This window comes from Nitratireductor sp. GCM10026969 (assembly GCF_042660605.1).
Lineage (GTDB): Bacteria > Pseudomonadota > Alphaproteobacteria > Rhizobiales > Rhizobiaceae > Chelativorans.
Window position 1 is genome coordinate 1 of sequence record NZ_JBHSUM010000139.1, and the last position, 11264, is coordinate 11264.

General features: G+C 66.1%; 11 protein-coding genes. 7 read left to right on the forward strand and 4 right to left on the reverse strand.

Annotated features, from left to right (window positions below; translation table 11 throughout):
* Nucleotides 1-192 precede the first annotated feature (192 nt).
* The 7 genes from ACFP9U_RS20070 to ACFP9U_RS20100 all read left to right on the forward strand — a co-directional run bounded on the left by ACFP9U_RS20070 (nucleotide 193) and on the right by ACFP9U_RS20100 (nucleotide 6980).
* Nucleotides 193-432 (forward strand): hypothetical protein, encoded by a 240-nt coding sequence (locus ACFP9U_RS20070; RefSeq protein WP_378624173.1) that lies wholly within the window; start codon nucleotides 193-195, stop codon nucleotides 430-432.
* A gap of 240 nt (nucleotides 433-672) precedes the next feature.
* The gene (locus tag ACFP9U_RS20075) at nucleotides 673-2100 is read left to right on the forward strand and encodes a hypothetical protein (protein ID WP_378624174.1); all 1428 of its coding nucleotides are present in this window, start codon (nucleotides 673-675) and stop codon (nucleotides 2098-2100) included.
* Between the two features lie 111 nt (nucleotides 2101-2211).
* Nucleotides 2212-3513: an ABC transporter substrate-binding protein gene (locus ACFP9U_RS20080; protein WP_378624175.1), complete on the forward strand. Its 1302-nt coding sequence runs from the start codon at nucleotides 2212-2214 to the stop codon at nucleotides 3511-3513.
* Between the two features lie 195 nt (nucleotides 3514-3708).
* A complete protein-coding gene (locus tag ACFP9U_RS20085; protein WP_378624177.1) occupies nucleotides 3709-4590 on the forward strand; it encodes a branched-chain amino acid ABC transporter permease in 882 nt (293 codons plus the stop codon).
* Complete coding sequence (locus ACFP9U_RS20090) at nucleotides 4587-5546, forward strand: branched-chain amino acid ABC transporter permease (RefSeq protein WP_378624179.1); 960 nt, start codon at nucleotides 4587-4589, stop codon at nucleotides 5544-5546. Before ACFP9U_RS20085 ends, ACFP9U_RS20090 begins: the two co-directional genes overlap by 4 nt.
* Nucleotides 5543-6271, forward strand: coding sequence for an ABC transporter ATP-binding protein (locus ACFP9U_RS20095; RefSeq protein ID WP_378624191.1), 729 nt, complete (start codon nucleotides 5543-5545; stop codon nucleotides 6269-6271). The genes ACFP9U_RS20090 and ACFP9U_RS20095 overlap by 4 nt, the downstream gene beginning before the upstream one ends.
* Before the next feature lies 1 nt (nucleotide 6272).
* Nucleotides 6273-6980, forward strand: a complete 708-nt coding sequence (locus ACFP9U_RS20100) for an ABC transporter ATP-binding protein (RefSeq protein ID WP_378624193.1) — start codon at nucleotides 6273-6275, stop codon at nucleotides 6978-6980.
* Nucleotides 6981-7069: 89 nt separating this feature from the next.
* Here ACFP9U_RS20100 and ACFP9U_RS20105 read toward each other — a convergent pair whose 3' ends face one another.
* From ACFP9U_RS20105 to ACFP9U_RS20120, 4 genes are all read right to left on the reverse strand, one after another.
* Complete coding sequence (locus ACFP9U_RS20105) at nucleotides 7070-7834, reverse strand: DUF1223 domain-containing protein (protein ID WP_378624181.1); 765 nt, start codon at nucleotides 7832-7834, stop codon at nucleotides 7070-7072.
* 117 nt (nucleotides 7835-7951) lie between these two features.
* Nucleotides 7952-8752, reverse strand: a complete 801-nt coding sequence (xth, locus tag ACFP9U_RS20110; RefSeq protein ID WP_378624184.1) for an exodeoxyribonuclease III — start codon at nucleotides 8750-8752, stop codon at nucleotides 7952-7954.
* Nucleotides 8753-8842: 90 nt separating this feature from the next.
* Complete coding sequence (locus ACFP9U_RS20115; RefSeq protein ID WP_378624187.1) at nucleotides 8843-9502, reverse strand: outer-membrane lipoprotein carrier protein LolA; 660 nt, start codon at nucleotides 9500-9502, stop codon at nucleotides 8843-8845.
* A gap of 144 nt (nucleotides 9503-9646) precedes the next feature.
* A partial coding sequence (locus ACFP9U_RS20120; protein WP_378624189.1) for a DNA translocase FtsK occupies nucleotides 9647-11264 on the reverse strand: 1618 nt, incomplete at its 5' end.

Sequence of the window (11264 nt, forward strand, 5' to 3'; positions counted from 1 at the left end):
TGCCGCGCGCCTCGGGGTCGGCGAGGCATTGCCGCGGGCCGATCGCGAGGCCGGGGCGGAGGCGGGACCTCAACCCACGGCCGCACAGTCGCGGATCGCGCAATCGTGACTCTGCCACACCTTCACAGCCTCGTTGACCGGCGATAACGTCTTCCTCGCGCGGCGGTGCCGCGCCGAGATGAGGAGGACACGATGTTGCGTTCCGTATTGATTGCCTTGTCGCTTATCGCCTTCCCGGCTGCGGCCCTCGCCCATTCCTGCCCCTCGCTGATGGCGGAGATCGATGCCGCGCTGCCCGACGCCAGCCTCTCGGAAGAGGAACGGGCAAGGGTGATGGAGCTGCGCAGCCAGGGTGAGCAGCAGCACCAGGCCGGCGACCACGACGCGTCCATGACTTCGCTCGAGGAAGCCAAGGGCATCCTGGGCATTTGATCCATCGATCACCGCGTCATCCCGGCCCGTGAGCCCGTCGAATGGGCGGAGCGGCCGGGATCCTTTCCGTGGCTCATCGACGATCCGGAATGGATCCCGGACAAGCCTTCGGCTTTCCGGGATGACGGCCTTCCTGAGCCGACCTGCAGGAGATGAGTTCAGAAGTCAGCGTCTCGCAAATTCCCGGCGAGCGCGCGCGGGCCGCTTTTCAAAGTCTTGTGCCTCGGCCAGATAGACGGCATGAGTAACGTCGTCCGCATCAAAGCCATCCCCGTTTCAATCGGCCCGCTTCTCTTCCTGCCGGTTACCAGCCTGCCGGCGCTGGCCCATGCTTCGGAACGCGGGCACGTGCTTCTTCTGCCGACCCAGTACTATGCGCTCGGCGGAGCGGCGGCGGTCGCCTTCAGCTTTCTCGTGCTTGTTCTCCTGCCGCCGGAACCGCTGCTTCGCTTCGGCGCCAGGCGTCTCAGGATCGCGAGTCCACCTTTTGATGGGCGCGCGACAATCAGCTTTCTTTCGTTTCTCGTTTTCGCCCTTCTGCTTTACGCCGGGGCAACCGGCAGCCGCGATCCGCTGGCCAATCCGCTGCCGCTCACGGTCTGGACACTGGTGTGGGTTGGGCTCACGCTGGCCCACGGCCTCCTCGGCAATCTGTGGGCCTGGCTCAACCCGTGGTATGGGCCATGGCGGCTTGCCGTGCGGCTTGGATTGCCGGAAACGGGCTGGCTGCGCCTGCCGGACGCGCTGGCATACCGCCCTGTGCTGCTGCTCTTCTTCGCCTTCGCCTGGTTCGAGCTGGTCTATCCGGCACCCGACGACCCGGCGCGCCTGGCGGCCGCCGCCCTTGCCTATTGGCTCTTCACCTTTGCCGGCATATGCCTGTTCGGCTTCGCGGGCTGGACAAGCCGCATGGAATTCCTGTCGGTCTTCTATCGCATGCTGGCCCGGCTTTCCGTGTTCGAGGGACGGCCGACGCCGAAGGGCTTCAGCCTCGGCCTCTGCCCGCCCGGCGGCAAGCTTGTGGAGGCGGAGCCGCTGCCGCCGAGCGGCGTCGCCTTCCTGCTGCTCGCTCTCGGCTCGGTCTCCTTCGACGGCTTCATGCGAACGTTTTTCTGGCTTGGCGCAATCGGCGTCAATCCGCTGGAGTTTCCCGGGCGCTCGACCCTCATGACGGAGAATATCTTCGGCCTCGCGGTCATGACCCTGACGCTCGCCGGCGCCTTCGCGCTTGCGGTCTGGACGGGCGAGCGGCTGGTCGGCGGCCGGGATCTCAAACGCGCGGCAGGCCTCCTCGTCTGGTCCATCGTTCCGATCGCGCTCGCCTATCACTTCGCGCACTACCTCACGGCGCTTCTCGTCAACGGCCAGTACGCGCTCGCGGCCATGTCCGATCCGTTCTTCCGCGGCTGGGACCTCTTCGGCACGGCGGTGCCCCATGTGCGAGCCGGTGTGGTGCTCGGCGCCGAGGCGGCATGGTGGATCTGGAACGCGCAGGCGGCGGCGATCATCGGCGGCCATGTACTGGCGGTCGTCCTCGCGCACGCCATCGCCTTCAGACTGCACGGCTCGGCCCGCCGCGCCGCCCTCGGCCAGTTGCCCATCACGGTCCTCATGGTCGGCTACACCGTCTTCGGCCTGTGGCTGCTCTCCACCCCGACCGCCGGCTGAACCCGGACGCTATTGCCAGGGCACGGCGGGTGTTTTAGCTAGTTCACGCACATGGCGGGCGGACCGGCCCGCCAAACGCCCGGTTGCAACCAGTGGCGAGAGGGAGCCGGCATGAACAAGATTTCCAATATGCGCGTGAGCGGCGGACCCGTCACACGCAGGAGCGCCTTGAAAGGGCTCGGCGCAGCCGCCGGCCTGGCAGCGGCTCCCGGCTTCGTGCGCTATGCGCAGGCGCAATCGGCCGAGCCGATCCGCATCGGCTTTCAGTGCCACCGCACCGGCATCGGCGCCGCCTATGGCCGCTGGTACGAGCGCGTGACCAACGCCGCCGCCCGGCTGATCAACGAGGAAGGGGGCATCAACGGCCGCCCGCTGGAGATCGTCATCGAGGATGACGGAACCGACCCCGCGCGCGGCTCCGAGGTGGTGCAGAAATTCGCCAACCAGCACCGGGTGGACCTCGTCTACGGCACGCTTTTTTCGCACGTCGTCGTCGGCTCCGCGCCGATGGCGGGGGAACTCAAGATCCCCTACTACGTGGTGAGTGAGGGCTATCACGTGGCCTCGGGCAGGCTGAACCGCTATTGCGTGCAGCCCGGCATCACGGACGTGAAGGCGCAGGTACGCTCGGTGGCGCCATGGATCGCGGAGAACCTCGGCAAGAAGGTCACCCTCGTCTATCCCGACTATGCCTTCGGCCACGACCACCGCGACTTTTTCGAGCCGGCGATCAAGGCCCAGGGCGGCGAGGTGGTCGCCAAGGTGCCGATCCCGCCGACGGAGACCTCGTTCACCCGCTATTTCCCGCAGATTCCGCGCGACACCGAGGTGATCTACCACGTCATGGTCGGTCCGGCGGTGCTCACCTTCGTCAAGGAGATGGGCCAGTTCTTCGGCTCCGGCGGTCCGCAGCTTTTCGGCTTCATCGATTCGCTGGAAGCCGTCGCCATCGACAGCCCCGGGCTGGAATTCCTGGACGGCAGCCACTTCTGGGAGGGTATGCCCCGCTACGCCCAGCCCGACATGCCCGACTATGAAGCCTTCTACCGGGATGCCGTCGGCATCGACGAGAACGGGGCCAGCGTCAACGATCCCAACGACGTCTCCACGGCCGGGCACATGTTCGGTTGCTGGGAGACGCTCTACGTCGTCAAGGCCGCCATGGAAGCAGCCGGCTATCAGGGTCCGCAGGACCGCACGAAGCTGATCGAGGCCACGGAGGCGATGGCCGAATTCCCCGCCGGCCGCCGGCACCCGCAAGGCCGGAAGGTCTTCAACGGGAAGATCCATCAGGTTTTTGGAGAGCAGTGCATCAGCCAGGTGAACGGCGGCCGGCTCGACGTCGTGCACCGCACCGCGATCGAGGACGGTCTCTACGAACCGGAGGCCGATTATACGACCATGTCTTTCTAGAACCGGAGGGAATATGCGGAGCCATCCGCCGCCGCGTCATCCCGGATCCCGGGTTTCCCCTTCGCAATCGCACGAAAACAAACGGGTGGATCGCTCCATTGTTTCCGTGAGACCGTGAGAACGGTCCAAGGCAGAAAACCCGGCCCATCCACATCCGGCAAGAACTCTCTCGAAACCGCAGCGGACTCGCTCTGAATGGCCTTCGGTCCCTATCTCCTCCTTGCGACGCTGGAAGGCCTGGTGATGGCGGGCGTGCTGGCGCTCACGGCGCTCGGTCTGTCGCTGGTCTTCGGGGTGATGCGCGTTGTCAACGTCGCCCATGGCGAGTTCTACATGCTGGGCGCGGTGCTCGCCTGGTGGTTCGCGAGCCTGGTGGGCGGCCATCCCGCCCTCGGTTTCCTCCTCGCCCTGGTGGCGAGCCCGCTGGTGGTGGCCGGCGTTGCCTTCATCGCCGATCGGCTGGTGCTCAGGCGGCTGAACTACGCGCCGGAAGCCACCATCGTCGCCACGATCGGGCTCCTCTATATCATCCAACAGCTCGCGCTTACCTTCTACGGCCCCGAGGCACGGCCCGTTCAGGCGCCCTTCGACATGCGGCTGGACCTGCCCTGGTTCGGCTACTCGGCCTACAAGCTCGCCGTCATCGCGGCATCGGCAGTGCTCATGCTGGCGACCTGGTTCGTTCTGACCCGCACGCGGATCGGCCTTGTCATGCGCGCCACGCAGTACGACCGCGAGACGGCGCAGGCCTTCGGCATCCCCGTCGGCCGGGTCTATGCGGGCGTTTTCGCCGCCGGTGCCGCGCTGGCGGCCCTCGCGGCGGTGCTCGTCGTGCCCATCCGCCAGGCGCACTACCTGATGGGCCTCGATCCGCTGCTGCTCTCCTTCATCGTCGTCATCATCGGCGGACTGGGCTCGCTCCGCGGCACGGTGGTCGCCGCCGTGTTCATCGGATTGTCCGACGGCATCATCTCCATGTTCTTTTCACCGACGCTCGCCAAGATGCTGGCCACCCTCCTGGTGGCGCTGGTGCTCGTCTTCCGCCCGCAGGGCCTCTTCGGGACGACGGCACGATGACGGGCGGAAACACAAGGAGCCTGTGGCTGCATGCCGCCATCATCCTTCTCCTCTTCGCGCTCGGCTTTCTGCTGCCGGATTATCACCACGGCGTCTTCGCCCGCGTCATGGTGCTGGCCGTCTTCGCCATGGGCTACAACGTCACCTTCGGATATGCAGGGCTGTTGAGTCTCGGCCACGCCATGTTCTTCGCCGCCGGCCTCTACGGCGCGGGACTGACCATCTATCACTGGGGCTGGAGCGTGTGGCCGGCCTTTGCCGCCGGGCTTATGGCGGGCGCCCTCCTGGCGCTGGTCGTCGGCTTCCTGGCGCTCAGGACGGCCGGCGTCGCCTTCATGATCGTCACGCTGATGTTCGCGCAGGTCTTTTATCTCGCGGCGCTCTATTTCACGGATCATACGCGCGGCGAAGAGGGCCTCGTGCTGCCGCAGGCCGCGCGCATGCTCGCCTTTCCCGGCGGCGGGTTGAGCCTCACCGACCCGACCGTGCGCTACATGACGGCGCTGGCGCTCTTCACCACAGTGCTCGCCGTCAGCCTCTTCCTCGTCCGCTCCGCCTTCGGCCGTTCGCTTATCGCCATCCGCGAGAACGAGGAACGCACGCGCATGCTGGGCTACGACGTCTTCGCAAACAAGCTGGCGGCCGTGGTGGTTTCCGGCGTCATCTGTGCGGCGGCGGGGGCGGCCTATGCCGTGCTCTTCGGCTATGTCGGCGCGGGCTTCGCCACCATCCAGTATTCGATCCTGCCGCTTCTATGGGTGCTGGCCGGCGGCGCGGCGACCACGCTCGGCCCGCTGGTCGGCACGTTGTTCATGTTCTACGCCGTCGACACGGCCTCCGGCTATACGAGCGCCTACATGCTGCTGGTCGGCGTCGCCCTCATCCTGCTCATCCTTTACTTCCCCAAGGGCATCATGGGGACGGTGCGCGAAAGGTGGCTGTCATGGCTGCCGTGACGCCGCTCCTGGCGACCGCCGGGCTGAGCCGTGCCTTCGGCGGCCTGAAGGCGGTCGACAATGTCGATTTCACCCTGCCCGCGGGCGAATCCCACGCCATCATCGGCCCCAACGGCGCCGGCAAGACCACCTTCGTCAATCTGGTCTGCGGCCGCATCCGGCCGGACTCCGGCAGCATCCGCTTCGCCGGCCGGGACATAACCCATCTGCCCGCACACAGGCGCGTGCGCGCCGGCATCGCCTATACCTTCCAGATCACGAGCGTCTTTTCCGGCCTTTCCGTCCTCGACAATGTGGTGCTCGCCGTGCAGCGGCACCTGCTCGACCGCTCGGCCCGGCCGTCCGTCCGCGCTCTGAGGCAAGGCGCCATGGCGGCGCTCGAAAGGGTCGGTCTGTCCGCCGCTGCCGAGAGGCGCGCCGGCGCGCTCGCCTACGGGCACCAGCGCTTGCTCGAACTGGCCATGGCGCTGGCGCTCGAGCCCCGGCTCCTCATCCTCGACGAGCCGACCCAGGGACTTTCCGATGCCGAGATCGAAGGCTTCGTCGCGCTGGTGCGCGAGGTCGGCCGGGAGAGCACGGTGCTCCTCATCGAACATAACATGGACGTGGTCATGGCGCTTGCCGCACGCATCACGGTCATGGATCAGGGGCGCATCCTTTCGCAAGGCACGCCGGTCGAGATCCGTGCCGACAAGGCCGTTCAGGAGGCCTATCTGGGTGGGTGAGATGACCGTGGCGCTGAAGCTTCAGAACGTGGACTGCTTTTATGGCGACGTGCAGGTCCTGCACGGCTTTTCGCTCGAATTGCGCCGCGGCGAAGTGCACTGCCTCCTCGGGCGCAACGGTGCCGGCAAGACGACGGCGCTGAAGGCCGTCATGGGACTGCAGCCAGCGAGCGCCGGCAGCATCGCCAAGGGCGAAACGGAGCTGACGCACCTTCCACCGCACGCGGTTCCGAAGACGGGCGTGGCATATGTCCCGCAGGGGCGCCGCCTCTTTGCCGAACTCACCGTCGCCGAAAATCTCGAGATCGGCCTGATGGCGCGAAACAGGGGCGCAGCCACGCGCGAGCGCGTGCTCGGCCTGTTTCCCATCCTGCGCGAACGGCTGAAGCAGCGCTCCGGCACCCTTTCGGGCGGCGAGCAGCAGATGCTGGCCATCGGCCGGGCGCTGTGCCTGGAGCCGGACGTGCTGCTGCTGGACGAGCCGACCGAGGGCCTGATGCCCGCCATGATCGCCCGCATACGCGACACCCTCGCGACCCTACGGGAAGAGGGCGTCTCCACCCTGCTGGTCGAGCAAAGGGTCGATGCGGTGCTGCCCATCGCGGACCGCGTGACCTTCATCGAGAACGGCAGAACCGGCGAGACCGTGGGTGTCGAGCGTCTGCGCCGCGAGCCGGAACTGGTGCACCGGTATGTGGGGGTCGGTTGAGGCTGCGCCGGAGGAACGCACTTTCCGCCGGCCAGGGTGTTCCAACCAGCGAAAGACCGCAGATCATTCCATGAAGAAGGAACGGCCGGCTACCAGCCGTCCTCGCCCGAATGCGCCGCCCCGAGGATTGGCCCGGGCCGCCCCTGCGCATCGTGAACCTGCAGCAGGACGGCACAGTGGCCACCCTTCTTCATCATCTCGCTCTTGGGCAATTCGAGCCGCATCGCCTTCCCGTGCCACATACCCACGGTCTGGAAGCTGGTGACGATGTTGCGGTAGTCGATCGAGCGGCCCTTGTTCTCGCCGCCGCCGATCGTCACGACCTCGCGCGGCCGAAAGTAGACGACGACGATATGCGCACCGGTGGAAGCGGCAGGCGCATCGCCGATATCGACGAAGAAGCTGCCGTCACTGGAGGAAAGCCGGACATCGACTTGCATAGCCTCGCCGTCTTCCCGCCCCTGCTTGATTGCCGCGTGGACCTCCTTGCGGCGTGAGCCCACCACGTTCCGGTAGCCGTTGATGATCATCTGCGGCGTATAGACCGAATTGTCGAGACGCTCCCCATAGGAGCGCTGTCGCGCCGTATTCTCCGCCGTCGCCAGCGCGTCCTTCCAGCCGAGATAGTCCCAATAGTCCACGTGATAGGCGAGCGCGACGATATCGTCGCGCTCCGCGAGCTCCGCCAGAAGCGCATCCGCCGGAGGGCAGGAGCTGCAGCCCTGGCTGGTGAACAGCTCGACCACACCGGCGACCTTCTGCCCGGCAACGGCGTGGAGCGGCATCATGAGTGCGAGCAGCACGAGTGCGAGTCTCAGCGCGCCGTCACGCATCTGCGCAATGCAGGAGTTCATGCCTTTGCCATCCGTCGCTCGATCTGCCTCCGCCGGCGCGTCGTGTCATTTTCTCCGGCAAACGTAGCGGTGGTCGCGCTTCAATGAAAAGTCACGTTGCGGTGAAAGCCCGAGGGTTTAGCCGAATTCGGCGATCACCGGCACATGGTCGGACGGCCGCTCCCAGCCGCGCGCATCGCGCAGGACATCCACGCGCGCAAGCGCCGGCGCGAGGTTCGCGGACGACCAGATATGGTCCAGCCGGCGGCCGCGGTCTGAAAGTTCCCAGTCCTTCGCCCGGTAGCTCCACCAGGTAAACAGCTTCTCCTCCGGCGGGACATGCCGGCGCACCAGATCGACCCAGCCGCCCTTGTCGCGCACCGCGTTCAGACCGTCCGTCTCCACGGGCGTGTGGCTGACCACATTGAGAAGCTGCTTGTGCGACCAGACATCCGTCTCGAGCGGCGCGATGTTGAGGTCGCCCACCAGAACGGTCGCCGTGTCGGCCACCTCGGCCGGGCGCACGTCGTGCATCTCGTCCAGGAAATCGAGCTTGTGGCGGAACTTGGCGTTCACCTCGGGGTCCGGCTCGTCGCCGCCAGCCGGCACGTAGAAATTATGCAGGAGGATTCGCTTGCCCTCGAAATCGACCGAGGTCGAGACGTGACGGCAGTCGCCGATGCCGCAGAAACCGCGTTTTTCGACCAGCGTCATGGGCCGGCGCGAGATCGTCGCCACGCCGTGATAGCCCTTCTGGCCGTGGATCTCGATGTGCCCGTAGCCGAGCTTGCGGAAGGCTGCGAGCGGAAACTGGTCGTCCGGGCACTTCGTCTCCTGCAGGCACAGGACGTCGGGCTGATATTCCTCGAGAAAGCGCTGCACCAATGGCAGGCGCAGGCGCACGGAATTGATGTTCCAGGAGGCGATTTTCAGGGGCATTTGGCGCTGATTCCGGCTCTTTGTTCGGTCAAGAGCCGGCAATAGCGCGGGGTAGCCTTCCCTGGCAAGCACGCGTGCCGCGGCGGCCCGTCAGTTGCGGTTGCTGTTGGCGCGGTTGATCTCGTTCACGCGACGGTAGTCGATGTGGAACACGCTCGGGTCGAACGTCACGCCGCGCTGGACGTTGAACAGCATCACGGTGGTGTCCCGTCCTTGCGCGTCGGTCACCGTCCACTGTCGCAGTTCGTACGAGTCGGAATCGAACATCATCGTGATCGTCGTATCGCCGAAGAGCTTCTTGTCGACGAAGCGGATTGTCGTCACGTCCTCCTGGACGTCGACGCTCTGCACCTTGCTCCCGGACAGGTCGATCCTGTCGGCCAGAAGTACTTTCAACGGCGTCTGGCCGAGCGAATAGATGTCGACCGTGTTCATCTTCCTGTTTTCCAGGATCACGCTCGTCCCGTCGGAGACCACCCGGAACCGTGCATCCCCCTGGTAATCGAAGCGGATCTTGCCCGGCCGCTCGAGATAGAACTTCCCGCCGCTCTGCTCACCGCGCGGGCCGAACTGCACGAACTCGCCGGTCATCGTGCGCATGCTGGAAAAATGCTCCGCGATGCGTTGCGCGACGTCCGACTGGGCATGGGCCGCGCCGGCCGCGAGTGCGGCGCACGCGACGACGGCGGCAAAGAGGATGTGCCGGGCGAAGCCCGAGATCCTCGTGTCGCGGATGATGGAGATCGTCATGTTGCCTGACTTTCCGGTATCGTTCATCGTTGCACGGGACGTTATGCCCGCAAGGGGGCCGAAATTGGGCTTCTGGATAGAACGCCCGCCGCGCCCCGGGCGTTCCTTGGCGGTCTGCCGGCGAGGGCGGCGGTCTTTCCCGCCTCAGACCTCCTCGTTCTCCGTGGGCACCAGGATCTCGCGCTTGCCGGCATGGTTTGCCGGGCCGACGATGCCTTCCTGCTCCATGCGCTCGATGATGGAGGCAGCGCGGTTGTAGCCGATGCCGAGGCGGCGCTGGATGTAGCTGGTGGACGCCTTGCCGTCGCGCAGCACCACGGCGACCGCCTGGTCGTAGGGGTCGGCCGAATCCGAGAGGTTGCCGCTCGAGCCGCCGTCACCGCCCGAATCGAACTCGTCTTCCTGCGTCACCGCCTCCAGATAGGCCGGTGCACCCTGCATCTTCAGATGCGCCACGATCTCCTCGACCTCCGTGTCGGAGACGAAGGCGCCGTGCACGCGCTGGATGCGCCCGCCCCCGGCCATGTAGAGCATGTCGCCCATGCCGAGAAGCTGCTCCGCGCCCTGCTCGCCGAGGATCGTCCGGCTGTCGATCTTCGACGTCACCTGGAAGGAGATGCGGGTCGGGAAGTTGGCCTTGATCGTGCCGGTGATCACGTCCACCGACGGGCGCTGCGTGGCCATGATGACGTGGATACCTGCCGCACGCGCCATCTGCGCAAGCCTCTGCACCGCGCCCTCGATGTCCTTGCCGGCGACCATCATGAGGTCCGCCATCTCGTCGATGATGACGACGATGAAGGGCATCGGCTCGAGATCCAGATCCTCCGTCTCGTAGATGGCCTCGCCCGTCTCCCGGTCGAACCCGGTCTGGACGGTGCGGGTGATGGCTTCGCCCTTCTTTTTCGCGGCGGCCACGCGCTGGTTGAAACCCTCGATGTTGCGCACGCCCACCTTGGACATCTTGCGGTAGCGGTCCTCCATCTCCCGCACGGTCCATTTGAGCGCCACCACGGCCTTCTTCGGGTCCGTGACGACGGGGCTGAGGAGATGGGGAATGCCGTCGTAGACGGACAATTCCAGCATCTTGGGATCGATCATGATCAGCCGGCACTGCTCCGGGTTCATACGGTAGAGCAGCGACAGGATCATGGTGTTGATGGCCACCGACTTGCCCGAGCCGGTCGTGCCGGCCACCAGGAGGTGCGGCATCTTGGCAAGATCGGCGATCACGGATTCGCCGCCGATCGTCTTGCCGAGCGTCAGCGCCAGGCGCGTCCTTGTCGTCTCGAATTCGCGGCTGGCCAGGAGCTCGCGCAGATAGACCGTCTCGCGGCTGGAGTTGGGCAGCTCGATGCCGATCGCGTTGCGCCCCGGCACAACCGCCACGCGGGCGGCGATGGCGCTCATGGAGCGGGCGATATCGTCGGCAAGGCCGATGACGCGCGAGGACTTGATGCCCGGCGCCGGCTCCAGCTCGTAGAGCGTGACCACCGGGCCGGGCCGCACATGGATGATCTCGCCCTTGACGCCGAAATCCTCGAGCACGCCCTCCAGAAGCCGCGCATTCTGCTCCAGTGCGTCCTTGGACAGGCTGGAATCCTTGCTGGTGGCTTTCGGCTCGGCGAGCAGATGCAGCGGGGGAAGGGTAAACTCGCCCGTCTCGAGAAAAGTCGGCTGCGCCTCCCGGCGCACCCGTGCGCCGGGCGCGGGACGGGGTGCAGGGTTATCCACGCGCGCGGCGGGCTGCTGAACCGGAGCA

Excerpts from the sequence above, each read along its gene's own strand:
- ACFP9U_RS20080 (WP_378624175.1), top strand. The coding sequence starts at position 2,212 with ATGAACAAGATTTCCAATATGCGCGTGAGCGGCGGACCCGTCACACGC.
- ACFP9U_RS20070 (WP_378624173.1), top strand. The coding sequence starts at position 193 with ATGTTGCGTTCCGTATTGATTGCCTTGTCGCTTATCGCCTTCCCGGCT.
- ACFP9U_RS20115 (WP_378624187.1), bottom strand. The coding sequence starts at position 9,502 with ATGACGATCTCCATCATCCGCGACACGAGGATCTCGGGCTTCGCCCGG.
- ACFP9U_RS20105 (WP_378624181.1), bottom strand. The coding sequence starts at position 7,834 with ATGAACTCCTGCATTGCGCAGATGCGTGACGGCGCGCTGAGACTCGCA.
- ACFP9U_RS20075 (WP_378624174.1), top strand. The coding sequence starts at position 673 with ATGAGTAACGTCGTCCGCATCAAAGCCATCCCCGTTTCAATCGGCCCG.
- xth (WP_378624184.1), bottom strand. The coding sequence starts at position 8,752 with ATGCCCCTGAAAATCGCCTCCTGGAACATCAATTCCGTGCGCCTGCGC.
- ACFP9U_RS20100 (WP_378624193.1), top strand. The coding sequence starts at position 6,273 with ATGACCGTGGCGCTGAAGCTTCAGAACGTGGACTGCTTTTATGGCGAC.
- ACFP9U_RS20085 (WP_378624177.1), top strand. The coding sequence starts at position 3,709 with ATGGCCTTCGGTCCCTATCTCCTCCTTGCGACGCTGGAAGGCCTGGTG.
- ACFP9U_RS20090 (WP_378624179.1), top strand. The coding sequence starts at position 4,587 with ATGACGGGCGGAAACACAAGGAGCCTGTGGCTGCATGCCGCCATCATC.